Below are 24,193 nucleotides of genomic sequence, written 5' to 3'. Positions count from 1 at the left end.
ACGATGGCGAAGACGATGCTTCCCGGCCGGGCCACCGAGGTGCCCACGGTCGGCCGGGCCGACGGTATCGGTGGCACCCTGGCCTTCCGCCGGGACCAACTGGGCTTCCTCGCGCGCGGCGTGCGGCGGCACGGTGACATCTTCCGGTTCCGCCTGTTGGGTATCCCGATGATCCTGGTGAACCACCCGGACCACATCCGGCACGTCCTGGTCGACAACGCGATGAACTACGACAAGGACGCGATGCTGTTCCGGGTCGTCCGGCCGGTGTTGCGGACCGGACTCATCGCGATCGCCGACTGGGACCACTGGCGCCGGCAGCGGCGGCTGATGGCACCGCACTTCACGCCGCGCGCCGTCGCCGGTTTCGCCCGCAACATGACCGACGAGATCGGGGCCATGCTCGGCCGGTGGGAGCGGGATCACCGCCCCGGCGACGTGCTCGACATCACCGACGAGGTCGGTCAGCTCGCCCTGCGCATCGTCAACCGGTCGCTGTTCAGCGCCCGGGTCGGCGACACCGCGCAGGGGTTCGAGCGGGCCTTCGGCGAAGCCAACGACATCCTCGGCGCGTTCTTCCGGTTCCCGTTCCCGCCGCTGAGCGTCCCGACCCCGCGCCGGCGCCGCCTCCGGCGAGCCATCGCCTCGATGGACGACTTCGTGTCCGGGTTCATCACCGAGCGGCTGCGCCGCGCCGACGCCGACGCCGAACCCGACCTGCTGACCCTGCTCCTGCACTCGGTCGACGCCGAGGACGGTGCCGGCATGGCCCTGGAGAACCTGCACCACGAGGTCCTCAACATCTGCATCGGGGCGTACGAGACCACCACCAACGCTCTGTCGTGGGCGTTCTACCTGCTCGCCCGTCACCCCGAGGTGGCCCGACGGGTCCGGGACGAGGGCGACGCGGTGCTCGGCGGACGGCCGGCGGACCTCGCCGACCTGCCCCGGCTGCCGTACACCCGGATGGTGGTGGACGAGACCCTGCGCATCTACTCGCCGGCGTACATGTCGATGCGGCACGCCCGTGCGCAGGACGAGATCGGCGGTCACCGGGTGCCGGCCGGCAGCAACCTGCTCATCAACAGCTACCTGCTGCACCGGCACCCCGACTTCTGGCCGGACCCGGACCGCTTCGACCCCGGGCGGTTCACCCCGGACCGGGTCGCCGCCCGCCCGAAGCACGCCTACGTCCCGTTCGGCAGCGGCGCCCGGGTGTGCATCGGCAAGCACTTCGCGCTCACCGAACTGGTCCTCGCGCTGGCCACGGTGAACCAGCGGCACCGCCTGGTGCTGCCGCCCGGTGCGCCGGAGGTCGAACCGGAGCCCTTGATCACCCTGCACCCGCGCGGCGGGATTCACCTGGCCTGGGAGCCCCGATGACATCTCGATCCCCGCAGTCGACCCTCGACCGGTTCCCCTTCGCGGTCAACCCGCACGCCGACCGCGCCCGCGCTCACCTCGGCGAGTGGGTGCGCCGTACCGGCCTGGTGCTCCGGCCCTCGGCACTCACCCGGTTCCGGCACGCCGACTTCGGCGGCTTCGCCGCGATGGTGCATCCCTCCGCGGACGCCGACCGGCTCGACCTGGTCGCGGACTGGTTCGCCTGGCTGTTCCTGGTCGACGACCAGCTCGACGACGGCGCCGACGGGCGCGCCCCCGACCGGCTCCGCGCGGTCGTCGAGCAACTGGTCGGCGTCCTGGACGGCGCTCGCCCGCCGGCCCGTTCCGCGCCGGTCGCCGCCGCCCTCGCCGACCTCTGGCACCGGACGTCGACGGGCGCGAGCGGCCGGTGGCGGCGGTTGTTCGCCGGTCATCTCCGGAGCTGCCTGGTCACCGCCGCCACCTGGGAGGCGGGGAACCGGCGCGACGGCGTCGTGCCCGGCGAGCGCGACTACATCGAGAACCGCCGCCACACCGGCGCCATCTACGTGTGCATGGACCTGATCGACATCGTCGAGGATCTCGACGTGCCGGACGCCGTCTACGACAGCGTGTGGTTCCGGGCCGCGCTGGACGCCGCGTGCGACGTGGTCTGCTGGACGAACGACGTGTACTCGCTCGAGAAGGAACACGCGCTGGGCGAGTTCCACAACCTGGTCTCCGTCATCGAGCATCACCACCGGACGACCCCGGAGGAAGCCGTCGCCCGGGTGTGCGCGGCCATCGAGACCCGCACCACCGAGTTCCTGTCCGCCGAGGCCGAGTTGCGCGACCGGTTCGCCCGCCAGGCCCACGTCATCGACCGCTACACCGCCGGCATGCGCAGCTGGATGCGCGGCAACGTGGACTGGTCCAGCCGTACCCCGCGGTACCGGAACTCCGGCGGCGCCCCGGGGCGACCGGCGGACTATCTGGAGAGTCTGCTCACCGGGCGCACCCGGTGACCCTTCGACACCGGGCTGACGTTCCGCACGCGGTCGCCGGGCGCCGGCGCTAAGCCCGGGCGAGACCGTCGACGATGTCCACCGTGGACGCCCAGCCGCGCGGGTCGGGCAGGTGGGTGGTGGCGATCGAGCGTACGTCGAAGCGGTTGTCCGGAGTGAGCCGGTCGGCCTCCCGGATGAAGCGGTCCTGCAGCGCGAGCGGGATCATCCGGTCGCGGGTGTGCCGGATGTAGGTGCGCGGGATGCGTCCCCAGGTGTCCCGGTGTGCGCGCGCGTCGTCGAGCGGGATCTGCGTCGACTCGTCCGGCTGCATGGTGTTGAGCAGCGCCAGGAACTCGGCGTCGGTGGCGTCCGCGCAGAGCGCCTCCTTCAGCTTCGCCAGCACCCGGGCTTCGGCGATGCGGAAGTTGCTGCGGGTCGCGCCGATCACCGCCGGATCACCCACCGCCGCGCCGCCGAGTTCGAGGATCATGCTGTCCGCGGCCTCCGGCTCCATCAGGTACGCGGCCATGCTCGGGAGGTCCACGCAGCAGAACGCCGAGCTGTAGACCAGCCGCTCGATCAGGTGCGGTACCGCGTTGGCGACCCGGTTGACGGTGGCGCCGGCCATGCTGCCGCCCCACAGGAGCACCGGTCCGTTGCGCGCGGCCCGGCGCACCGTGGCGACGGCCGCCTCGGCGTAGTCGTCCAGGGTGAGGCCGGCCATCGGGGAACGCTCGGTGGCGAGCGCCGCCAGGTTCTGCGGACACTGGTACGCCAGGCGGAACTGGCCGTCGCCCAGGCCGTGACCGGGCAGCTCGACGCCGACCGTCCGGTGTCCACGCAGGGTGAGTTCGTTGTCCCCGCCCGCTCCGCCGTTGGCGCCGGCGACGATCACGATCGTGGTCACGCCGCGCGGCCGGCCCGGATGCCGGTCGCCGGCGCCGGGCACCGCCGCTCCGGTGCTCAGAGCCGCGGCTCCGCCGAGTACACCACGCCTGGTCAGTCCCATGATGTTCTTCCCTCTCTGCCGTCGCGGCCCACGGGCCCGGGTGCCGCCGTGCGTTCCGCCTTCATTGGGCGCCGCGCGGCCGGTGCGGCGGTAGCGGAGGAGGTAGGCGCGGAAACCTACTTTCGTAGGCTCGGCGGTGCGGGACGGACACCGGTAGCGTCGGATCGGTGAGGCGGGTCCTGGTCGACGCTGCGGTGCTGAGCCTGCTGGTCGCGGCGGCCGTGACCGGGGGCCTGATCACGGCGCACATCGCCGGTTCGGGGGCGCTGGTCTGGGCGATCGTCGGGATCCAGCTGCTGACCTCGGTGGCGATCCTCGGCCGGCGGCGGTGGCCGGTCGGTACCGGGGTGCTGGCCGCCCTGTCCGCGCTGGTGCAGGCGCTGATCGCGTTCGCCGGGCCGCCCGGTGTGGCGGAGAGCCTGCTCTCGGTCAGCGCCTGGGTGCCGCTCATGCTGTCCGTGTCGGTCGACACCATCGTCGAGCGGGGCGTGCCGGCCCGGCGTACCGCCTGGGTCTGGATCCTGATCGGGGTCCTCACGGTCGTCAGCATGCGGCCGTGGGACCCGACGATCGGACTGGTGGTCAACGGGCTGCTGCACAGCGCGGTGGCGCCGCTCTTCGGGCTCTACCTGGCCGCGCGCCGGCGGAAGCTCCAGCTGCTGGAGGAGCGCGCGGAGCGGGCCCGGGGCGAGGAGCGTACGCGGCTCGCGGCGGAACTCCACGACCTCGTCGCGCACCGGGTCACCCTGATGACGTTGCAGGCCGGGGCGCTGTCGGTGAGCGCACCGGACGCCGCGACCCGGCAGGCCGCGGAGGAGGTGCGGGACAACGGCGCCCGCGCGCTGGACGAACTGCGGGAACTGGTCGGGGTGTTGCGCCGCGACGGCCGGGCCGCGGCGCCCGCCCTGCACGAGCCTCCGGCACCCGCCCTGGCCGACCTGGTCGACGACGCGGTGCGGGTCGGGCAGGCGGTTCGGCTGACGGTGGACGGCGCTCCGTCGCCGGAGATGTCGGGGGTGACCGGGCGGACGGCGTACCGGGTGGTGCAGGAGGCGCTGACCAACGCGCGCAAGCACGCCGCCGGTGCGCCGGTGCGGGTGGACGCGGTCTATCGCGCGGGCGAGGTGCGGATCGTGGTGCGCAACACGCGGCCGCGCGGACGATCCGCCCTGGCGGCGACCGGCGCCGGTACGGGACTGACCGGTCTGCGGGAACGGGTCGAGTCGATCGGTGGCTGGTTACGCGCGGGCCCGGAGGAGGGCGGCGGCTTCCGGATCGAGACGGTGCTGCCGGTGCGCGGGTGATGTCTGGATGCGCTCAGGGGGAAGCGCCGTGATCCGGGTGTTGATCGTGGACGACGAGCCGATGGTGTGCCGGCATCTGACGACGATCCTGTCGGCCGCCACGGACATCGAGGTGGCCGGCACCGCTGCCGACGGGGCTGAGGCGGCCGAGGCCGCGGTGCGGGAGCGGCCTGATGTCGTACTCATGGATCTGCGCATGCCCGGGGTGGACGGCCTGGCCGCGACCGCGCGGATCCGTGCGTTGCCGGATCCGCCGGTGGTGCTGGTGCTGACGACGTTCGACGCCGACGGGTACGTGATCGAGGCGCTGCGCGCCGGGGCCGCCGGCTATCTCGTCAAGTCGACGCCGCCGGGTGATCTGGTCGATCTGATCCGGGTCGCGGCTCAGGGGCACACCGTGCTGTCGCCGGTCGCCACCAGGGGTCTGGTGACGGCGTCGGCCACGGCGCGGGACGAGCGGGCGCAGGCGCTGGGCCGGCTGGACGGGCTCACCGAGCGGGAACGGGAGGTGCTGGCCGGGATCGGCGACGGACTGTCCAATGCCCAGATCGCCACCCGGCTGTTCCTCTCCGAGACGACCGTGAAGGGCTACGTCTCGCGGATGTTCGACAAGCTGGGGTGCGACAACCGCACCCAGGCGGGACTGCTCGCCAAGGCCGCGGGGATGACCGGCGGTCCGGCCGGTCGCAGCCCGAGGTAGGCGGCCCGGGCCGCCAGGAGGACGGGCGAGGCCGCCGGTACCGGGCGGTGTCATCGGGAGAGGACGCGGTCCATGAGCCGGGCGGGCAGGAGGCGATTGAGCGGCAGGGTGAGCGCGGCGTCCGAGCCGAGGCTGTAGCGGATGCGAGGTCGCCGGGTCGTGGTGATCCGCGCGATCGTCGTCGCCGCCTTCTCGGCGGTGATCGCGCGGTGCAGGAAGGCGGACTGGAACCGCACGGTAGAGGAGATCAACCGTCCGTAGAGGGCGGTGTGCTCCTCGTTCATCCGTGCGGCGAGTTCGAGGGCTCGCGGCCCGCTGTCGTCGGCCATCGGGGTCTGCACTCCGCCGGACTGGACGATCACGACCTGGATGCCCTGCGCGGACACCTCCCGGCGCAGGGCGTCGCTGGCCGACTCGAACGCGGCCTTGCTGCCGGCGTAGGCACCGTAGATCGGGAGCACGGCTTCCGCGCCGACGGAACTGATGTTGACGATCCGGCCCCGGCTGCGCCGCAACGCGGGCAACAGCGCCTGGATGACGGCGATGTGCCCGAAGAGGTTGACGTCGAAATGCTCGCGCCAGATGCCGAGCGGCAGCACCTCGACGGGAGCGTTGATTTCGATCCCGGCGTTGTTGATCACCGCGCGCAACGGTCGCCGGCGCGGATCGCCGGACACCCGGGCCGCGAGTGCCCGGACGTGTTCGCCGACGGTGATGTCCAGCATCACCGGTTCGATGCGTGCACCCCGGATCGCGTCGCCTTCCCGATCGCTACGTACGCCCGCGAGAACGTGATAGCCCCGGGACGCGAGCTTCCGGGCGGTGGCCGCTCCGATCCCGGTCGAGGCGCCGGAGATGACGATCAGTTCTTCCTCCGGCCGGGTCATCGTCGCGCCGCCGCATCGGTGGTGGTGGTCGTGCGTCCGTCGAGTGGCCGGATCTGCGCCGTGCCGAAGGAGGTCATGACTGAATGTTGTCATCGGCTACTTATGTTGTCAACGGAAACATCTCGACTAGCATGCGGGTCATGAGTAGCCGGACCGACCAGCGCCAGTACCACCACGGCGACCTCCGCGCCGCCCTCCTGAAGGCCGCCGAGAGCGGCCTGCGCGCTCACGGCGTGGCGCAGCTCTCCCTGCGCGACCTGGCGCGCGAGATCGGCGTCAGTCATGCCGCCCCGCGCCGGCATTTCCCGGAGCGCCAGGACCTGCTCGACGCACTGGCGAAGAACGGATACACGCGGCTGGGCGAGCAGATCCGTGACGCGGTCGCGAGGGGCGACGATGGTCTCGCCGCACGACTGCGCCGAGCCGCCTCGGCCTTCGCACACTTTGCGATGGACAATCCCGCGCTTCTGGAGCTGATGAACGCCACCAAGCACCGGCCCGGGGTGCCGCAGGTGTCCCGTTCCGCCGACGTGGCTTTTGGGCCGCTCGTCGATCTGATGCGCGAGGGGCAGGAACGGCGGGTCCTGCAGGGGGGCCCGGTCGAGGAGATCGGGCTCATCCTGTACGCGACGATCAACGGCCTGGCCACGCTCGTCAACGCCGGCCTCGTCGAGGCGCACCGGCTGGACGACCTGACCGATACCGCGGTGAACCAGTTCCTCAGAGGGGCCGCGCCGTGAGGCTACGCGCCCCGACGGGTCCGGTCTCGCCGCCGGGTAGCCCCACCGGAGCCACGCGGTGCGCCACGCGTGGACGCGGGGGCCGGGCAGAGCATCCGGCCCCCGCGCGTCTCACCCGGTGCAGTGGGGAACGATGAGGCTGGTGCCCAGGTCCGCCGAGACTGCGGAGGCAGGCGCCAGGCGCCTGGCCGGTACGGTGCCTACGGTACGTCCACGGGGGAGGAACAGGTGCGGATACGGGTACGGGTATGGACGGTTGCGGTGATGACGGCGGCGTCGCTCGTGGGGTGTGCCGGCGTGGCACCGGAACCCGCGGCAGAGCCGACGGGTGCGGCGCCGGTCGAGTCGGAGCCGTCTGCGGCCTTCCTTCAACCAGGGTGGCGCTTCTCTGAGAATGCATCGCAGACGTACCAGGAGGCGCTCGCCAAGATCGATAAGAACCTCGCGGAGGACGACAACGCGTTGCGCTATGCCGGAGAGATCTGCCACGGCATTCGACAGGGTAGGTCCGACGCCCAGGTGGTGGAGCACGCGGCCAGGCAGTTCGAGGTGGAGGCCTCGGTTGCGATGGCCATCGTCGAGGCGACGAAGAGTACCGTCTGCGCGAAGTAGGCGTGCCGCGCCCGGCGGATCGTGGCCTTGGCCGGCCGTGGCGACCCGGCTAGCCGGCTAGCCGGGTCGCCGTCGGTGTTCGCGTCGGGGCAGCGGCCTTCCGGTGGGTCGGACGCTGCCCGCAACGCTTGCCGCAGGGGTGCCGGCGTTACTGCCGATGACGGCGACCGGTGTCGTCGGTCGCCTTGTGTACGGTCGTGGACCGCCAGGGCGACGGCCACACGGCGATCCGGTGTTCCTCGACCACCGTGAACGGGTTCTCATTGCGTGGGTCGTCGCGACCCCGCATGTGGAACCTGATGCGGTAGCTGCCGGGTCCGGCATGGCTCACGGCGGGGATTCCCTGGACCGGAGCCCCGGGGTAACCGGCGAGCCGGGCGTTGTCCGTCGTGGCGCGGTAGCCCACGTCGGCCGCCTCGTCCCAACCGTCCAGCTCCAGGCACGGCTCTTCGTCGAGCAGGTCCACCGTGAGCCGGAGTGAGCCCGTGTTCGTGCCGGCGATGACGTGTAGCCCGCCGTGTTCGGTGACGCGTACCACGCCGTTGCGGTCCGGCCGGAATTGCGTTTCGCCGGCCTGGTTCTCGTCCTGGATGTAGTACTGGTTCTCACCGACGTGGACGGAGACGGAGTACCGCGTCATCCGGGAACCGTCCTCCGTCAGTAGTTGGACAGGGCGTACGGGTCGACGTGGTACTGCTCGCCGTTCAGCACCCGGTTGGTCTGCAGGAAGCTCGACAGTACGCCGCCCTGGGCGCTGTTGTCGGCACCCGGCACGGAATAGGCGCTGGACCCGGTGCCGCCTTCCCACGAGCGGGCGAAGGGGTACTCGTCGCACTGCTCGCCCGGGTTCGGAGTGAACCCGCCACACGCCTGCTGGCGGCGGATGTCCTCGTTGGCGTCGCTCGGGTCGTACCGAAGCGGTGTCCCGCCCGGCGCGCCCGGGTGGCCTGCTGCCTGCGCCTGCCGCACGTGGGTGGTGACCGCGCCCAGGCCGGCGTGCCGCACCGTCGGACGGTGCTGACCGAAGACGCATCCGCTGGCCGACCAGTAGGACACCCGGTCACACCGGATCTCGGCCGTGGTCAGCGTCATGGGCCGCTCCGTGCCGTCCACCGCGTCCTCGTGGTCGAACCACACCTCGTAGGAGGTGCGCGCGAACGCGTACGAGCCGGCGCCGGGCGTGGCGCTGAACGTGTGCCGGGACAGCGAGTTGTCGCCGTAGTCCCAGGTGACGGACGAGTCCTCGTAGGAGCCGGTGCAACCGTAGTCGCACGACGCGTTGACCTGGAAGGTCATGTCGTCGTCGTTCTCCATCTCGCCGTAGGACTCGCCCCGGGCAAGCCACATCTCGTCGACGAAGGTGAGGCCGTTCCAGCTCGCCGACGTCAGGAACTCGACCCTGAAGTCGGTCCGCCCGATGATCGCGCCGGTGAGCACGTCGTACATCTCGACGTAGCTGTCGAACCGTCCACACATCTGGCTGCGGTTCCACGCCCAGCCGTCGGAGACACCGGAGCAGAACGACGGCAGCGCCGCGGACCGCAGCCGGTCGAGCTTCGTCGCTTTCGTCGTCCCGTAGCACAGCGCACGGTCGACGTTGCGGGCCCGCAGCTGCGCCAAGCGGGACTTCATCGTGTCGCAGTCGGCGGACGGGGGAATGGCGAGTCGGCCGCCGGCGGGTGTGGTCTCCGCGGAGGCGGGCGCGGGAGCGGGCTCCGCGTTGGCGGGCGTTGTCCACCCGCCCAGCGTGATGGTGGCCGCGAGTATCGCGGCACCGACAGAGATCAGCGGTCGGATCTTTTCTCGTGACGACATGGTTCTCCCCGTGGTCGTGACTCGAAAGGTTGCCGCCCTGGACTCCAGGGCGGTAGCGCGATCGCCAGCCGACTATATCCATCGTCGATGATCAATATTGCCCCGCTTCTGGTGTCACCGCCGCCGGTGTCGGACCGATGTTGTGGGCGACCGTGCCCGCCTCGAATGGGGGACACCGGGCGGGTTCCACCCATCCGGTTCGCACCGGAGCGCCGAATCACCGCCGTCCACCGCTCTCGCGGGGGAGCCGCCCACCGGGCGGCTGCGGATTGCAGGAGGTCGGTCATGAAGAACTGGAAGATGATCAGTGTCTCGGGAGTCGCGGCGACGACCGTCGTGTTGGCGCTGACCGGGGCCGCGATCGCCGCCCCGTCGGGCACCGCGCGGCTGGCCGCGGTGGGTCTCACCGCCGACCAGAAGTTGGTGACGTTCACCCTGCAGGGTCGTGGTGATCGGGCGGCGGTCGCCGCGGTACGCGGGCTGGTCGGCGACCACCGGTTGATCGGCATCGACCGACGGGTGCAGGACGGCCTGCTCTACGGCGTCGGCAACGCCGGCGGCGTCTACACCCTGCGGTCCGCCGACGGAAGGGCGACCAAGGTCAGCCAGCTGACCGTCGCGCTCAGCGGTGCCGCCTTCGGCGTCGACTTCAACCCGGCCGCGGACCGGCTCCGCGTCATCAGTGACACCGGGCAGAACCTGCGCCACAACGTCAACGCCGGCGGTACGACCATCGCGGACACCACCATGACCTACCCGCCGGCCACCACCGCGGCCGGCGGTGTCACCGGTGTCGCCTACACCAACAACGACCTCGACGCGGACACCGGGACCACGCTGTACGACATCGACACCACGCTCGATCAGGTGGTGCTGCAGTCGCCGGCCAACTCGGGGCAGCTCAGTCCGGTCGGCAAACTCGGCGTGGACGCCGCGGGCGACGCCGGCTTCGACATCTACGCGTCGGTGCGCAAGGGCACGGCCACGGACGCCGTCGGCTTCGCCGTCCTGACCGTCGGCTCCCGGACCGGCATTTACCGGATCTCGCTGGTGACCGGCCGGGCGCACCACATCGGCACCGCGCCGAAGGCGCGGCAGCTCACCGACCTCGCGGTCGGGCTGGACCGCAACTCACCCGGCCCGGTCCGGCCGGGACGCGCCAGCTGACCGGCGGCTGACCGAACGACCGGGCTCGTCCCGGACTCTGCGCACGACGTGACCTGCGAGAGTGCCTCTCCGCCGAATGCCGCGATGCGGGATCGCCGGCCGGCGGAGAGCACGCAAGGCCGGAAACCACTGTCGGTACGGAGCCGGGCCAGGCGCAGCCCATGGCCACCGCCCCGGCGTCGCCGACCGGCGTGCGTACCGAAATTGGACAGTGCCGGTCGGTCCACCGCCGGACATTGTCGGACCGGGCGTGACCTGGTGGCCTTCTCGCCATTCCGTGAGACTCGGTCAGGGCAATGCCGTAATCGTCACGGGGTGGATTATGGATAGCGTCGGATACGAGTCCTATTGCCAGCCGGACTCCCTGTTCTACGAGTCGCCCGCGCGCCGCCCGGCGCCGGACCCGCCGTTCGCGGACGTGCCGGGCGGAATGCCCGCCGACTGGACCCGCGAGACCACGGGCGTGTGGACACACTGCCGTCCCCCGGCCGCCGAACTGCCGGCGCAGGGCTGGAAGGTGCACGTGTCGGCGTGCCGCGACAACGCCGGCAAGGTCCTGTCCGCGGTGTGGGAGCACTGCGTCGGTGCCGGGCACGCGTTCAAGTTCCTCGCCAACGCGGCGGCGCTGGACGCGCTGAACGGGAAGTACGCCCCGCGTGGCTCGGCCGGCAAGTTCATCACCGTCTATCCGGGCGATGCCGGCGGCTGTGCCCGGACGGTGCGCGAACTGGGGGAGCGGCTCCGGGGGCAGCCGGGCCCGGACATCCCCGGCGACCTGCGCTGTGGCGACGCCCCGGTGTTCGTGCGCTTCGGCGGCTTCCGGCCGCGCTACTGCTGGCACCGCGGCCGGCGGGTCCGGGCGATCGAGGCGCCGGACGGGACGCTGGTCCCCGACGAGGCGGGCCCGCGGTTCCGTCCGCCGCCATGGGTGCAGCCGCCGGGGTTCCTGGCGCCGTTCCTGGCCGCGCGCGACCGCGAGGAGCGGGTGGACCTGCCCTACACCTGGGAGCGGGCCCTGCATCTGTCCAACGGGGCGGGCGTCTTCCTGGCGCGGGAGCCCGGCTCGGGGCGGCCGGTGGTGATCAAGGAGGCCCGGGCGTTCGCCGGCCTGGATGCCGGCGGCAATGACGCCCTTGCCCGGCTGCGCCGGGAGTGGGACCTGCTCACCGCCTGCCGCGGACTACCGGCGGTGCCGGCCGCCCACCGCTTCCTGGACCAGGAGCGGCGCGGCTTCCTGGTGCAGGAGTTCCTGGCCGGAGTGCCTCTCGACCGCGCGGTGGCCGCCCGGCATCCGCTCGCCACGCGGGACGCCTCCGGCGCCGACCGGGACAGGTACGCGGACTGGGCGCGCCGGATGTGCGAACAGGCCGAGGCCGCGGTCGCCTGCCTGCACGACCGGGGCATCGTCTTCGGCGACCTGCACCCGGGCAACCTGATCGCCGGCCCGGACGACCGGGTGCGCCTGGTCGACTTCGAGGCGGCCTTCCGGCTCGGTGAGCCCTGGCAGCCCGCCCTGGGGCACCCAGGCTTCGCGGCTCCGCCCGGCGTGTCCGGCGCCGACGTCGACCGGTACGCGCTGGCGGCGCTCCGCCTGTCGTTGTTCCTGCCGCTGACCGGCCTGGTGCCGTTCGCGCCGTCGAAGCCGGCCGAGCTGGCCCGCGCGGCCACCGAGCTGTTCCGGCTGCCGGCCGGGTACCTGGCGGAGGCAGCCGAGACGTTAATCGCCGCCCACCCCGGGCCGGCCGGGCGGACGCCTCGCCCTGCCGGCCCTGGATCCGCATTCACCGATCCGACACCTCACCCTGCCGGCCCTGGATCCGCATCGGCCGATTCGACGCCTCGCCGGGCCGGTCCCGGATCCGCACCGGCCGACCGGCCGCCGGCCGGCGACGTGGCCTCGATGGCCCGGGCGATCCTGGCCGGCGCGACGCCGGAGCGGGAGGACCGGCTCTTCCCCGGCGACATCGCGCAGTTCCATCCCGGCGGCGCCGGTCTGGCGTACGGCGCGGCCGGCGTCCTCTACGCGCTCTGGGCGGCCGGCGTCCCGCCCCACTCCGATCACGTCGCCTGGCTGGCCGGGGCCGCCCGGCGCCGGCGCGATGCCCGGCCCGGCCTGTACGACGGGCGGCACGGCGTCGCGTACACGCTGGCCTGCCTGGGCCTGCCGGACGAGGCCAGGACGGTCGCGGCCGAGCTGTCCCGAGAGGGCCTGCGGCGGCTGGACGTGGACCTGTTCGGCGGGCTCGCCGGGATCGGTCTGGCCCGGCTGGGGCTGGCGGAGATGACCGGCGACACCGCCTACCTCGCGGACGCCGCCGAGATCGCCGCGGCGATGACGGACCGGCCGGAGCCCGACCGGGCCGGCCTGATGCGCGGCGCGTCCGGCCCCGCCCTGTTCCTGGTGCGGTTGTTCGAGGCGACCGGCGACGCCGGCTACCTGGACCGGGCGGCTCGCGCGCTCCGGCGTGACCTGGCCGGATGCGTGACCGATCCGGACGGCCGCCGATACGTGCGGCGCGGCGCGAGCCGGCTCTCGCACCTCGCGGCGGGCGCCGCGGGTGTCGTGTGCGTGCTGGACGCGTACCTGGCGCAGCGCGACGACGAGGAGTTGCACACGGCTGCCGAGCAACTCGCGCGCGCCACCGACGCGCCGCTGTACGTGCAGTCGGGCCTGTTCAACGGCCGGGCCGGTGCGCTGCTCTGCCGCGCCGGCCGGTCCCGGGGGAGTCCGGCCGTGCCGCACGACCGGGTGGCGGCCGACCACCTGCGCAGGCTGAGCTGGCACGCGCTGTCCTACCGCGGCGAGGTGGCCTATCCGGGCGACCGCCTCCTGCGTCTGTCGATGGATCTGGCCACCGGCACCGCGGGCGTGCTGCTCGCGGTGGCGGCGGCGACCTCCGGCGACGCCGTGCACCTGCCCTTTCTGGCCGTTGATCGAGGGAAGTGAACCGTGCGGTTGAGCCCACGCCAGGAACAGATCCTCGAATTGGTGGCGCAGGGTTACTCCGACAAAGAGATCGCGCGCCGGCTGAATATGTCGGTGCGCACGGTCGGAACCCATTTGAGTCGACTGTACGCACGTTATCAGGTGCACAGCAGAAGCGCCGTCATCGCCATGTGGATCCGCTCCGGTAGGTAATTTCACGGACTCCTTTCGTCCCGCGCTTCTTGCCAGCATGGGAACAGGACACGGAGAACACGTGAGGAGGTGAATTGCGATGCAGAAGGAGGATCTGGAGCGGGCTCTCGAGATCGAGGAGGCCGACTTCGAGTTCGTCGGAACGCTCGAGGACGTGACCGCGGGCTGGAGCAGCTACACGTACGACGTCAGCTGGGGCGACCGCGACGACTGACCCCGGGTGAACGTGACGTGAGAGGTGGTGCGGGCGCGACGTCACAACCCCGCCCCCCCCGTGGGGGGGGGGGGGGGGCGCGCCCCCCCCCCCCCCCCCCCCCACCACTGTCACCGAGCTTGCGAGGGGGGTGAATGCGATGCAGGAGAAGGTGGAGCTGGAGCGCGCCTTCGAGACCGACGAGCCCGATTTCGAGTTCTTGGGAGCACTCGAGGACGTGACCTACGGCTGGGGCACGTACGTGTACGACGTCAGCTGGGGCGACTTCGAGGAATAACGCGGCTGACCATTCGAGGAGGGGGTTTCGATGACGGCGCGGTCGGACAGCAGTCGGCACCTTCGTCATTTCTTGTTGGGCGGCGTGCCGCTGACGCCAGGCGCCTGGGTACGGACGGCCGAGCTCGGCGCGGCGCTGGTCGCTGCGGTGCGGATCGGACGCGTCTTCGCCGCCAGCGGATTGGCCGCCGCCCTGGCCGAGATGCCGCCGGTGTCGTCACGAAAACCCGCGCGGCGCGACACCGGGCGGGCCGCGATCTTCTGCGCCCGCTCGGCGGGCTGGCGGTTGCAGGGCCTGCTGCGCACCGTCACCGGCTGGCACCGGTGCCTGCACGAGTCGCTGGCACTGGTCGCCGGCCTGCGCACGCTGGGCTTCCCGGTCGAGGTGGTGATCGGCTACCCGGTCATCGAGCGGCCGGACAACCGCGACGAGTTGCACGCCTGGCCGGCGCTGGGCGGCACGCCGCTGGTCGGGCGGCCCGACTCCAGCCGCACCAACTACCTGGAGCTGGCCCGCTATCCGGGGCCGGGGACCACGGCGGTGCGGCCATGATCGTCACCGGTTTCGGGATGTCCGGCTGGCTGGCGGCCGGCGGACCGGCGGACGGCGTGGTGCGGCGCCGGCACGGCGCTCCGGGCAATGCGTGGGACGGCTCCCGGCGGGGCGGGGCCGGGGCGGAGCGGCTCGCCGGCGAGTTCGTCCAGGGCCCGGCCGCCGCGGGCGGAACGCCGCCGCGGGTGCTGCTCACCGGCTGGGTCGACCTGGACGCCCCCGGCTCCGACCCGCTCGCGCACCTGCAGGATCTGGTGGACGCGAACGGGCCGGCGGCGGTCCGCCGGCTGCGCGGCGACTTCGTCCTCGCCCACCTGGCCCGCGACGGCGGCCTCGCGCTGTACCGGGGTGTCAGCTCGCTGATCCCGCTGTTCTGGCGCGCGGACGAGCACGCGCTGGCCTGGGCGACCGACCCGATGCACCTGGTGGCCGGGTCCCGGCCCGGTCTGTCCGACGTGGACGGAAGCCTGCTGCCGATGGTCGTCGCCGAGATGGGCATGCCCGCCGACCGGTCCTGGTTCGGCGCTGTCCGCCGGCTCCCCAACGGCCACCGGTTGACCTGGGAGGCCGGCGTCGGGCGTCCGGTGCTCTCCCGGTTCGACCAGTTCGAGCCCGTCTCGTCGATGCCGGCGACCCTGCCGGCGGCCGCGGACGCGCTGACCGACCGGCTGAGCCGCGCCTGCGGCCGGCTGCTGTCCGGCGACCGGCGTTCGGTGCTGCTGCTCAGCGGCGGCATCGACTCCGCCGTGGTGGCGTGCGAGGCCGGCCGGCGGGGCGCGGCCATGACCGGACTGCACTTCACGCTCGAGTCGTTCCCGGGCTTCGATGAGGACCGGGAGGCGGCGGCCGCGGTCGCCGCCGCCCACGGTCTGTCCTTCGTGCCGTACGACCTGACCAAGCACGTCCGTCACGACGGTGGCTACCTGGACCAGGCCACCGGCCGGGCACTCCCGCAGACCCACGTGCCGCAGCCGGGCCCCTGGGCGGCCGCCGAGCAGGCCGGGTCGGATCAGGCGACGTTCATCCTGTCCGGCCTGCTCTCCGACCAGATCCTCGCCGACGACCAGTTCCGGGAGAGGTTCGAGGTGGCCGGGCTGTCGATGCTCAACCCGCTGGTGGCCGGGGAGCCGTTCTGGCAGACCGCCAAGAGCCTGGCCGGCTCGACCTTCGCCGCGCCGGGCGGCGTCGGCGTGCTCCGCTACCTGCGTGACCGGCTGGTCGGCCGGTCGACGGTCGCGCTGCCCGGCCGCGACGCGATGGTGCGCCCGCTGGGCTTCACCGCCGCCGCGGCGGAACGGGTCGCGGCCGGCATCCAGGCATCGGTCGAGGCGGCCCGCGGTGACCTGCGCGACGCCGACCGGCGGCGCCGGCGACTGCCGCGCGGCATCACGCCGATGTTCCTCGTCAACGAGGCCTGCAACACGCCGAACCTGCAGGCCGCATGGCTCAACACCTACCTGCCGCGGCGGCAGCTCTTCGCCACCCCGTTCGCCGACCGGGACGTGATCGAGTTCGCCCTCGCGTTGCCGGCCCGCTACCGCACCGGCTTCGACTACGGGGTGACGGTCGACAAACTCGCGCTGCGGATCGGCTATGCCCGGCAGGGGATGCCGGAACAGGTGAACCAGCGGATGCACCAGGCCCGGATCGACGCCATCCCCGCCGTCTTCGTCCACCAGCACGTGCCCGTCTGGCGTGGCCTGCTGGGACCGGAATCGCTGCTGTGCGAGCTGGGTGTGATGGACCGCGACTTCGCCCGGACGCTGGCGCCCCGGCTGGCCTACCGCAACGGCGAGAAGATCGCCCGGCTCTGCGCGATGGAGCTGTGGCTGCGAAGGGTGGCGTCATGATTGTCCGGGCCCGGCTCACCCCCGGGATCACCTTTCACGAGATGCCCTTCTGCGGGGTGCTGCTGGACACCCGGGTCAACGTGGTGTTCCGGCTCTCCCCGGAACTGGCCGGCATCCTGCGCCGGGCGCTGCACGGGCGGCCGGCCGTCGGCCCGTACGAATCCTTGACCGGCCTCGAACCGGAGTCCGGCCGCGACGAGATGGCGGCGCTGCGGCCACTGGCCGAGCGGGGCCTGATCCAGCCGGTGACCGGCACCCGGGAGGGCCGGGACGATGGACGCTGACGTGGTGATCGTCGGCGCCGGCCCGGCCGGCCTCATGCTCGCCTGCGAGCTGCGCCGGTGGGGCGTCGCGACCGTGGTGCTGGAGAGCCGGCCGGAGCGCGACACCCGGCTGCGGGCCCAGGGCATCACCCGGCTGGCCGCTCAGGCGCTGGACCGGCACGGCCTGCTGGAGCGGGTGACCGCGGCCCCGCCCGCGCCGGATCTGCCCCCGGCGGGCGAACGCCTGCCGGCGGTCCTGCCCGGGGTGGCCCAGCAGGTCGTCGAGAAGGCCCTGGAGGAGCAGGCGCTCCGTCTCGGCGTCGTTCTGCTGCGCGGCACCGAGGTCAGCGGCGTGCGCGCCGGGGCCGATCAGGTCGTGGTGGCGACGAGCGCGACCGGCCGGGCGGGGGTGACCGGGCGCTATCTGGTCGGGTGCGACGGCAGCCACAGTGTGGTCCGCCGCGCCGCCGGCTTCCGCACCGACGGCACCACTCCGCGGATCACCGGCTATCAGGCGTTGGTGACCGTGGAGGCGCCCGCGACCCGGACCCTGCCGCCGGGCACCCACCGCACCGGCACCGGCATGGTGACCTGGCGCCCGGGACCGTGCCGGGTGGTGTCGATCGAGTTCGTCCCGCCGCCGGACCGGGACGGCGAGGTGACGCTGGGCGAGGTCGAGGCGAGCGTACGACGCACGACCGGCATGGCGCTGACCCTGACCGCGCCACGATCGCTCGCCCGCTTCACCGACGCCACCCGGCTGGCCGGCACGTACCGCCTCGGTCGTGTCCTGCTGGCCGGCGACGCCGCCCACGTGCACCCGCCGAACGGCGGGCAGGGACTCAACCTGGCCCTCACCGACGCGGTGAACCTCGGTTGGAAGCTGGCCGCCACCGTGCTCGGGTGGGCGCCGCCGGGGCTGCTGGACACGTACGAGGCGGAACGGCGGCCGGTCGCGGCGAAGGTCATCCGCAACGCGCTGGCCGACATGACGCTGATCGACCCGGATGAGCGGATCACTCCGGCGTACGAGTTCTACCGGGAGCTGAAGAACTCACCGGCGATCCGGCCGCTGCTGTTCGACCTGGTGTCCATGACGCATCTCGCCTACGACGTGGGCGCGGACCCGGAGAAGTCGCATCCGCTGCTCGGCCGGACCGTAGGCGACCTGACCGTCCGCTCCGGCGACGACGCCGTCCGTCTGGCCGTGTGCCAGCGCACCGGCCGCGGCCTGCTGCTCGACCTGACCGACCGCCCCGACCTGCGGGCCGTCGCCGCGCCGTGGGCGGACCGGCTCACCGTGCTCGGCGACGTGCGGGCCGATCGGGTGTCCGGCGCCGCGGCGCTGTTGGTCCGCCCGGACGGCTGCGTCGCCTGGGTGCAGCCGGCGGACGGGCCGCCGCAGCCGGCGAGCCTGGACACGGCGCTGCGAACGTGGTTCGGCGAGCCGGCCGGGGCAGTGCGATGAGTCGGGTGGTGCTGCTGAGCGGCGCGCCGTGTGCCGGCTCGCGGGTCGAGCGGATCGCCGCCTGGTGCGCCCGGCAGTGCCTGCGGTCGGGCGCCGAGGCGGAGGTGTTCACCGGCGACGACCTGGACTTCCCGTCGTTCCGGCCGGACCGCCCGGACCGGGACGTCCGGCAGCGCCGCTACCTGTCCGCGATGGCGGACTGCGACGGCGTCGTGCTGCTCTCACCCGCCTACCACGGCACCCTCTCCGGCCTGCTGAAGAACGCGCTCGATTACGTCAACGACCTGGCCGGCGACCACCGGCCGTACCTGGACGGCCGGGCGGTGGGCTGCGTCGCGGTGTCCGCGGGCGGGCAGGCGGCGACCACCACCCTGGCCACGCTGCGGGTCGTCGCCCACGCCCTGCGCGGCTGGCCCACCCCGATGGGGGTGGCGCTCGCCGGTCCGCGGGCCGCGCTGGACGCGGACGGCGACCCGGCCGACCCGGTCAGCCGGGACCGCCTGCGGCTGATGCTGGACCAGGTGCTCGACCTGGCCGAGTTCTCCCGCGGACGGCGCGGGTCCCGGACGGCGGGAATCCCGGCGCCCGCGGACCCGGCGGGGGTCTGAGATGGCCGTCGCCGAGCTGCTGGTGATGCCCCCGGCCGGGCCGGCCGTGCGCGTCCTGGCCGCCGTCGCGCTGGTCGTCGCCGGTTGCGCGGCGGCCGGCGCGGTGGCCCGGCGGCTCGGCCAGCCCCCGGTGATCGGGGAGATCGCGGCCGGCATCCTGCTGGGCCCGTCGGTGCTCGGCGCCGTTTGGCCGGCCGGCGAGCGGTGGCTGTTCGGCGCCGACCTGATGGCCGGGCTGTCGCTGCTCGCGCAGCTCGGCGCGATCCTGTTCGTGTTCCTCGCCGGTGCCGAACTGCGCCCGGCGGCGATCCGCGCCGAGGGACGGCTCACACTCGCGGTGAGCCAGGCCGCGTTCGCCGTGCCGTTGGGCGTCGGCGTGCTGCTGGCCCTGCCGGCGCACGCCACGCTGGCGCCGGCCGGGGTCGGCACGGCGCCCTTCGCGCTGTTCCTCGGCGTGGCGATGACGATCACCGCGGTGCCGGTGCTGGCTCGGATCCTGATGGACACCGGCATGTGCGGCAACCGGGTGGCGGTCGTCGCGATGACCTGCGCGACCACCGGCGACGCGCTCTGCTGGGTGGTGCTGGCCGCGGTGCCCGCGCTGCTGGCCGGCGCGGCGGTCCGCGCGGCCGCTACCACCGTGGTGCTGACCCTGGCGGTCGTCGCGGCGGTGCTGTTCGCCCTGGTGCAACCGGGGTTGCGGCGGATGTCCGCCGACGGCGGGCGGTACGGCGTACCGGTCGTGCTGGCCGGCCTGCTGCTGACCGCGGCGGTCACCGAGTGGGCCGGGGCGCACGCGATCGTCGGCGCGTTCCTGTTCGGGGTCGCGTTCCCCGGCGACTCGCCGCTCGGCCACCGGGTCCGGGGCGCGGTCGAGGGCCTGCTCTTCCCCCTGCTGCTCCCGTTGTTCTTCGTCCACTCCGGACTACGTACCGACCTGGGCGGGCTCACCTCGCCGGAACTGTGGCTCTGGTGCGCCGTGATCCTGCTCGTCGCGGTCGGCGTCAAGTCGGCCACCGTCTGGCTGACGGCACGTCTCGCGGGCGCCGACCGGTCCACCGCGGCCCAACTGGGCGTACTGCTCAACTGCCGCGGCATGACCGAGCTGGTGGTCCTGAGCATCGGCCTGGAGCTGGGCGTCATCCACGGCACCACGTACACCATCTTCGTGATCATGGCGCTGGTCTCCACCGCCATGACCGCGCCCCTGTTGCGCCGGATCCGCGGCACGGACGTGCCGCCGTACACCTGGGAGGATCACCATGACCAGAACGACGCCGCCGGAGTCGCTGATCGGCGCGCTTTCCGCGGATGAGGCGGAGGCGCTGCGTGCCTGGCTCGGCGGCCGGGACGGCGCCGTGAACCTGACCGGCGTACTCCGCGACCACGAACGGCCCGTCGACGATCCGGCGCGTCCGCGGGACGGCGATCCGCACGCCGTACGGTCGGTCGGCGTGATCGGCGGCGGCACCGCGGGCTATCTCACCGCGCTGGCGCTGCGCGCCCGCCGGCCGTGGCTGGACGTGACGCTGGTCGAGTCCTCGGCCATCCCGATCATCGGGGTGGGTGAGGCCACCGTGCCGTCGATGCTGCTGTTCCTGCACCACTATCTCGGCATCGACCCCGCCGACCTGTACAAGCAGGTGCGGCCGACGTGGAAACTGGGCATCCGCTTCGACTGGGGTCCGGACCCGCGGGGATTCATGGCCCCGTTCGACTGGGGCGCCAACTCGGTCGGCCTGCTCGGCTCGCTCGCCACCCAGCAGGACATCAACGCGGCGTCCCTGCTGTCGCTGATGATGGCCGCCGACCGCACGCCGGTGCTCCGGGCCGGCGGCGAGCTGATCTCGCTGCTGCCGTACCTGCCGTTCGCCTACCATCTGGACAACGCGACGTTCGTCGACTACCTCGTCCGGCTGGCGCGCGAGCGCGGGGTGCGGCACGTCGACGCCAAGCTGGCCACCGCGCGGCGCCGCGACTCGGACTGGATCGACCACCTGCTCACCGAGGACGGCGAACGGCTGGAGTTCGACCTCTACGTCGACTGCACCGGTTTCCGCTCCATGCTGCTCGGCGACGCGCTGGAGACCCCGTTCCAGAGCTTCGGCGACAGCCTCTGGACCGACTCGGCGGTGACCGGGAACCGGCCGCACGGCGGCCACCTCAAGCCGTACACCACGGCGACCACGATGTCCTCCGGCTGGTGCTGGACCATCCCCACCCCGGACAGCGACCACCACGGGTACGTGTACGCGTCGGGCGCCCTGTCCGACGACGAGGCAGCGGCCGAACTCGCCCGGCGTTTCCCCGGCGTCGGCACGCCCCGGCAGGTGCGCTTCCGGAGCGGGCGGCGGGAGCGGGCCTGGCGCGGCAACGTGATGGCGATCGGCAACTCCTACGGGTTCGTCGAGCCGCTGGAGTCCAGCGGCCTGCTGATGATCACGCTGTCCGCCATGTCACTGATCTCCGCCCTGCCCGCCTCCTGGTCGGACCCGATCAGCCGGGACGTGGTCAACGCCGCGCTGGCCGCGAAATGGGACGCGATCCGGTGGTTCCTGTCCATCCATTACAAGTTCAACACCAAGTTCGACACCCCCTTCTGGACCGACGTACGCGCCCGCGCCGACATCTCCGGCCTCCAGCCGCTCGTCGACGCCTATGCCGCCGGAGCGCCGCTGCGGTTCCGCGATCCGGTGATCCGGGGTTTCCTGCAGTCGACCTCACCGACGTTCTACGGCCTCCCCGGCATCGACTGCCTCCTGCTGGGCCAGCGGGTGCCCACCCGGCTGCTGCCGAGCCGGGAGCCGATCGAGCGCTGGCGGGCCCGCAAGGCCGCCGCGGACGCGCTGGTCGCCCACGCCCTGCCGCAGCACGAGGCGCTGGCGGCCGTGGAGTCCGAGGCGTGGCTCAACGCCGAGCTGTTCTCCGGCCGGGACAGCTGGGCCGGACCCAGCGCCCGTGTCCAGTTGGTCTAGGCCGGCGTGTCCGGGCTCGCGATCGAGGCCGTGGGGCTGGTCAAGCGGTTCGGGGCGACCACGGCGCTGGCCGGCCTCGACCTGTCGGCCCGGCCCGGCACCACGCTGGCAGTGCTCGGGCCCAACGGCTCCGGCAAGACCACCGCGGTGCGGATCATGTCGACGCTGCTGCTTCCCGACGGCGGCACCGCCTACATTCACGGCCACGACGTGCGGCGCCGGGCCGGGCAGGTCCGCGAGATGATCAGCCTGACCGGGCAGTATGCGTCGCTCGACCCGCGGCTGACCGGCTTCGAGAACCTGGTCCTCATCGCCCGGCTGCGCGAGCTGTCCCGTCGGACGGCCCGGCGCCGGGCGGACGACCTGGTGGACCGGTTCGGGTTGCGGGAGGCGGCAGGCCGGCTGGTCCGCACGTACTCCGGCGGGATGCGGCGCCGCCTCGACCTGGCGGCCTGCATGCTCGTGCCGCCGCGGGTGCTGTTCCTCGACGAGCCCACCACCGGCCTCGATCCACGCGGCCGGATCGCGCTGTGGGAACTGGTCCAGGAGTTGGCCGGCGACGGCGTCACGGTGCTGCTGACCACCCAGTACCTGGAGGAGGCCGACCGGCTGGCCGACGAGATCGCCATCCTCGACCGGGGCCGGGTGGTCGCCGTGGGCGGTCCGGACACCCTCAAGGCGAAGATCGGCGGGCGTACGGTTCGCCTGCGGCTGGCGGACCCGGCGGCCCGGGAGGCGGCCGCCCGGATCGTCGCGGCGGTCACCGGCGTCACCCCGGGACGGGATGCGGGCCAGGCGGGGCTGGTCGTGCCCGCGGCCGCTCCGCACGTCGCCCCGGAGCTGCTGCGCCGCCTCGACGAGGCGGGCATCGTCCCGTCCGAGCTGACCGTCCGGCTGCCGAGCCTGGAGGAGGTCTTCTTCACCCTGACCGGCGACCCGGAGGGCCGGCCGTGACCACGATGACGCCCGGGCGGGCCGCCCGGCACGGTGTCACCCTGGCGGCCCGGTGCCTGCTGCACCTGCGTCACTCACCCGGGCAGCTGCTCGACATGGTGGTACAGCCGATGCTGTTCCTGGTGCTGTTCGTGTTCCTGTTCGGCGGGGCGGTCGCCACCGACTGGCGGCTCTATCTGCAGTTCGTGCTTCCCGGCGTCCTCGTGCAGGCGGTCCTGCTGGCCACCGTCGCGGCCGGGGCGATGCTGAACGCCGACCTGACCACGGGCATCTTCGACCGATTCCGGTCACTGCCGATCGCCCGGTCCGCCCCGCTGGTCGGCGCCGTGCTCGGCGACTCGGTGCGCTATGTGCTCACCACGGGTGTGGTGCTGGCGTTCGGCGTGCTGCTCGGCTTCCGGGTGCGTACCTCGCCGCTCGCCGTGGTCGCCGCGTGCGCGCTGGTGCTGGTCGCCGCGTTCGCGGTGTGCTGGATCTCCACGCTGATCGGGGTCCTGGCCCGCACCCCGCAGCGACTGCAGATGCTCCTCGCACTGGTGATGTTCCCGCTGACCTTCGGCAGCAGCGTCTACGTGCCGACCGGCACACTGCCCGGCTGGCTGCGGGTCTGGGCCGAGCTGAATCCGGTGTCGGCCCTGGCGGACGCCGTCCGGGCCCTGTTGCTGGGCGGCCCGGCCGCCGGCCCGGCACTGCGTGCGCTCGTCGCCTCGGGGCTCGTGTTCGCCGTCTTCGCGCCGCTCACGGTGGCGGCGTACCTTCGTCGCATGCGACATTGATCGCCAGCTCGATCGGCTCCGCCATAGTCGGAACGCGGATCGACACCTGGACCCGCACCGCCGGCTCCCCGGCGTCCGCCCGGTCCCCACCGGCGGTGCCGGTCGGCGCCGTGGCGACGTGCACCACGGCGCCGTTGTGGCCGTCCGGGCGGGCCGAGATCCGACCGGCCCGTTCGGCGAGCGCCCGGCTGTGGAGATCGACCAGTTTCCCGGCCGGCAGCTGGAGCGCCCGCTCGTACCCGGAAACGATCTCCAACCCGGGCAACCGGCGCGCCCGCTCGTAGTCGGCCAGGTTGCTGTGCCCGCTGAGGTGCAGCCGCCGGGCCATGCCGCGCAGGGACAGCCCCTTGGCGATCCGGTGATACCGCATCGCGACGCCCAACTCCGCGGCGGCGCTGTGCCCGCCGCCGTCCTCGGTCGCCGATGACCGGAAGCCGGCCGTCACGACCATCCACCTTCTCCGATCACCGACCCCGGCCGGCGCTCGTTCATCCCCGTTGCTGTCATCCCTGCC

Annotated in this window: 25 protein-coding genes; 20 read left to right on the top strand and 5 right to left on the bottom strand. The window is 72.9% G+C overall.

All coding sequences use genetic code 11. The features are described 5' to 3' along the window. Nucleotides 1–3 precede the first annotated feature (3 nt). Both LDL48_RS02320 and LDL48_RS02315 read left to right on the top strand, forming a co-directional pair. Nucleotides 4–1,383 (top strand): cytochrome P450, encoded by a 1,380-nt coding sequence (locus tag LDL48_RS02320; RefSeq protein ID WP_225253261.1) that lies wholly within the window; start codon nucleotides 4–6, stop codon nucleotides 1,381–1,383. Next, a complete protein-coding gene (locus LDL48_RS02315; RefSeq protein WP_225253260.1) occupies nucleotides 1,380–2,387 on the top strand; it encodes a terpene synthase family protein in 1,008 nt (335 codons plus the stop codon). The genes LDL48_RS02320 and LDL48_RS02315 overlap by 4 nt, the downstream gene beginning before the upstream one ends. Nucleotides 2,388–2,436: 49 nt before the next feature. Here LDL48_RS02315 and LDL48_RS02310 read toward each other — a convergent pair whose 3' ends face one another. Then, nucleotides 2,437–3,378, bottom strand: coding sequence for an alpha/beta fold hydrolase (locus tag LDL48_RS02310; protein WP_225253259.1), 942 nt, complete (start codon nucleotides 3,376–3,378; stop codon nucleotides 2,437–2,439). Nucleotides 3,379–3,545: 167 nt separating this feature from the next. On the opposite strand from LDL48_RS02310, the gene LDL48_RS02305 reads away from it, so the two are divergent. After that, a complete protein-coding gene (locus LDL48_RS02305; RefSeq protein ID WP_225253258.1) occupies nucleotides 3,546–4,682 on the top strand; it encodes a sensor histidine kinase in 1,137 nt (378 codons plus the stop codon). A gap of 7 nt (nucleotides 4,683–4,689) precedes the next feature. Then, nucleotides 4,690–5,382: a response regulator gene (locus LDL48_RS02300; RefSeq protein ID WP_255627032.1), complete on the top strand. Its 693-nt coding sequence runs from the start codon at nucleotides 4,690–4,692 to the stop codon at nucleotides 5,380–5,382. Nucleotides 5,383–5,432: 50 nt separating this feature from the next. Here LDL48_RS02300 and LDL48_RS02295 read toward each other — a convergent pair whose 3' ends face one another. Next, complete coding sequence (locus LDL48_RS02295; protein WP_225253256.1) at nucleotides 5,433–6,269, bottom strand: SDR family NAD(P)-dependent oxidoreductase; 837 nt, start codon at nucleotides 6,267–6,269, stop codon at nucleotides 5,433–5,435. Between the two features lie 140 nt (nucleotides 6,270–6,409). Between LDL48_RS02295 and LDL48_RS02290 the strand changes: the two genes are divergently transcribed. Together LDL48_RS02290 and LDL48_RS02285 are read left to right on the top strand one after the other, a co-directional pair. Further along, complete coding sequence (locus LDL48_RS02290; RefSeq protein ID WP_225253255.1) at nucleotides 6,410–7,009, top strand: TetR/AcrR family transcriptional regulator; 600 nt, start codon at nucleotides 6,410–6,412, stop codon at nucleotides 7,007–7,009. A 264-nt stretch (nucleotides 7,010–7,273) separates the two neighbouring features. Further along, entirely contained in the window at nucleotides 7,274–7,621 is a 348-nt protein-coding gene (locus LDL48_RS02285; protein ID WP_225253254.1) for a hypothetical protein, read from the top strand. Between the two features lie 148 nt (nucleotides 7,622–7,769). On the opposite strand, the gene LDL48_RS02280 is transcribed toward LDL48_RS02285, so the two are convergent. Together LDL48_RS02280 and LDL48_RS02275 are read right to left on the bottom strand one after the other, a co-directional pair. After that, the gene (locus LDL48_RS02280) at nucleotides 7,770–8,261 is read right to left on the bottom strand and encodes a hypothetical protein (RefSeq protein WP_225253253.1); all 492 of its coding nucleotides are present in this window, start codon (nucleotides 8,259–8,261) and stop codon (nucleotides 7,770–7,772) included. A gap of 17 nt (nucleotides 8,262–8,278) precedes the next feature. Beyond that, nucleotides 8,279–9,436, bottom strand: a complete 1,158-nt coding sequence (locus LDL48_RS02275; protein ID WP_225253252.1) for a NucA/NucB deoxyribonuclease domain-containing protein — start codon at nucleotides 9,434–9,436, stop codon at nucleotides 8,279–8,281. A 285-nt stretch (nucleotides 9,437–9,721) separates the two neighbouring features. Between LDL48_RS02275 and LDL48_RS02270 the strand changes: the two genes are divergently transcribed. The 14 genes from LDL48_RS02270 to LDL48_RS02210 all read left to right on the top strand — a co-directional run bounded on the left by LDL48_RS02270 (nucleotide 9,722) and on the right by LDL48_RS02210 (nucleotide 23,679). After that, nucleotides 9,722–10,603, top strand: coding sequence for a DUF4394 domain-containing protein (locus LDL48_RS02270; RefSeq protein ID WP_225253251.1), 882 nt, complete (start codon nucleotides 9,722–9,724; stop codon nucleotides 10,601–10,603). Nucleotides 10,604–10,925: 322 nt separating this feature from the next. Further along, nucleotides 10,926–13,550, top strand: coding sequence for a class III lanthionine synthetase LanKC (gene lanKC / locus LDL48_RS02265; protein WP_225253250.1), 2,625 nt, complete (start codon nucleotides 10,926–10,928; stop codon nucleotides 13,548–13,550). 3 nt (nucleotides 13,551–13,553) lie between these two features. Further along, entirely contained in the window at nucleotides 13,554–13,742 is a 189-nt protein-coding gene (locus tag LDL48_RS44950) for a response regulator transcription factor (protein WP_225253249.1), read from the top strand. Nucleotides 13,743–13,821: 79 nt separating this feature from the next. Next, entirely contained in the window at nucleotides 13,822–13,956 is a 135-nt protein-coding gene (locus tag LDL48_RS43305; protein ID WP_255627030.1) for a hypothetical protein, read from the top strand. Between the two features lie 139 nt (nucleotides 13,957–14,095). After that, nucleotides 14,096–14,233 carry a hypothetical protein gene (locus LDL48_RS02255; protein ID WP_225253248.1) on the top strand — a complete coding sequence of 46 codons (138 nt, stop codon included), beginning with the start codon at nucleotides 14,096–14,098 and terminating at the stop codon, nucleotides 14,231–14,233. An 84-nt stretch (nucleotides 14,234–14,317) separates the two neighbouring features. Then, nucleotides 14,318–14,785: a lasso peptide biosynthesis protein gene (locus tag LDL48_RS02250; protein ID WP_225253247.1), complete on the top strand. Its 468-nt coding sequence runs from the start codon at nucleotides 14,318–14,320 to the stop codon at nucleotides 14,783–14,785. Beyond that, entirely contained in the window at nucleotides 14,782–16,635 is a 1,854-nt protein-coding gene (locus LDL48_RS02245; RefSeq protein WP_225253246.1) for an asparagine synthase-related protein, read from the top strand. The genes LDL48_RS02250 and LDL48_RS02245 overlap by 4 nt, the downstream gene beginning before the upstream one ends. Beyond that, entirely contained in the window at nucleotides 16,632–16,919 is a 288-nt protein-coding gene (locus tag LDL48_RS02240; protein ID WP_225253245.1) for a hypothetical protein, read from the top strand. The genes LDL48_RS02245 and LDL48_RS02240 overlap by 4 nt, the downstream gene beginning before the upstream one ends. Further along, nucleotides 16,909–18,366 (top strand): FAD-dependent monooxygenase, encoded by a 1,458-nt coding sequence (locus LDL48_RS02235; RefSeq protein ID WP_225253244.1) that lies wholly within the window; start codon nucleotides 16,909–16,911, stop codon nucleotides 18,364–18,366. The genes LDL48_RS02240 and LDL48_RS02235 overlap by 11 nt, the downstream gene beginning before the upstream one ends. Then, on the top strand, nucleotides 18,363–18,974 hold the full coding sequence (locus LDL48_RS02230; RefSeq protein ID WP_225253243.1) for an NADPH-dependent FMN reductase: 612 nt from the start codon (nucleotides 18,363–18,365) through the stop codon (nucleotides 18,972–18,974). Before LDL48_RS02235 ends, LDL48_RS02230 begins: the two co-directional genes overlap by 4 nt. A 1-nt stretch (nucleotide 18,975) precedes the next feature. After that, nucleotides 18,976–20,289, top strand: a complete 1,314-nt coding sequence (locus LDL48_RS02225) for a cation:proton antiporter (RefSeq protein WP_225253242.1) — start codon at nucleotides 18,976–18,978, stop codon at nucleotides 20,287–20,289. Further along, complete coding sequence (locus LDL48_RS02220; protein ID WP_225253241.1) at nucleotides 20,237–21,949, top strand: tryptophan halogenase family protein; 1,713 nt, start codon at nucleotides 20,237–20,239, stop codon at nucleotides 21,947–21,949. Before LDL48_RS02225 ends, LDL48_RS02220 begins: the two co-directional genes overlap by 53 nt. Before the next feature lie 6 nt (nucleotides 21,950–21,955). Further along, on the top strand, nucleotides 21,956–22,903 hold the full coding sequence (locus LDL48_RS02215; protein ID WP_225253240.1) for an ATP-binding cassette domain-containing protein: 948 nt from the start codon (nucleotides 21,956–21,958) through the stop codon (nucleotides 22,901–22,903). 5 nt (nucleotides 22,904–22,908) lie between these two features. Next, complete coding sequence (locus LDL48_RS02210) at nucleotides 22,909–23,679, top strand: ABC transporter permease (protein ID WP_225253319.1); 771 nt, start codon at nucleotides 22,909–22,911, stop codon at nucleotides 23,677–23,679. On the opposite strand, the gene LDL48_RS02205 is transcribed toward LDL48_RS02210, so the two are convergent. Next, nucleotides 23,642–24,124, bottom strand: a complete 483-nt coding sequence (locus tag LDL48_RS02205) for a helix-turn-helix domain-containing protein (RefSeq protein WP_225253239.1) — start codon at nucleotides 24,122–24,124, stop codon at nucleotides 23,642–23,644. The two genes, LDL48_RS02210 and LDL48_RS02205, sit on opposite strands and share 38 nt — an antisense overlap. Nucleotides 24,125–24,193 lie beyond the last annotated feature (69 nt).

The sequence above is a fragment of the Jidongwangia harbinensis genome (genome assembly GCF_020216025.1).
Classification (GTDB): Bacteria; Actinomycetota; Actinomycetes; order Mycobacteriales; family Micromonosporaceae; genus Actinoplanes; species Actinoplanes harbinensis.
This window is presented reverse-complemented; position numbering and strand designations above follow the sequence as displayed.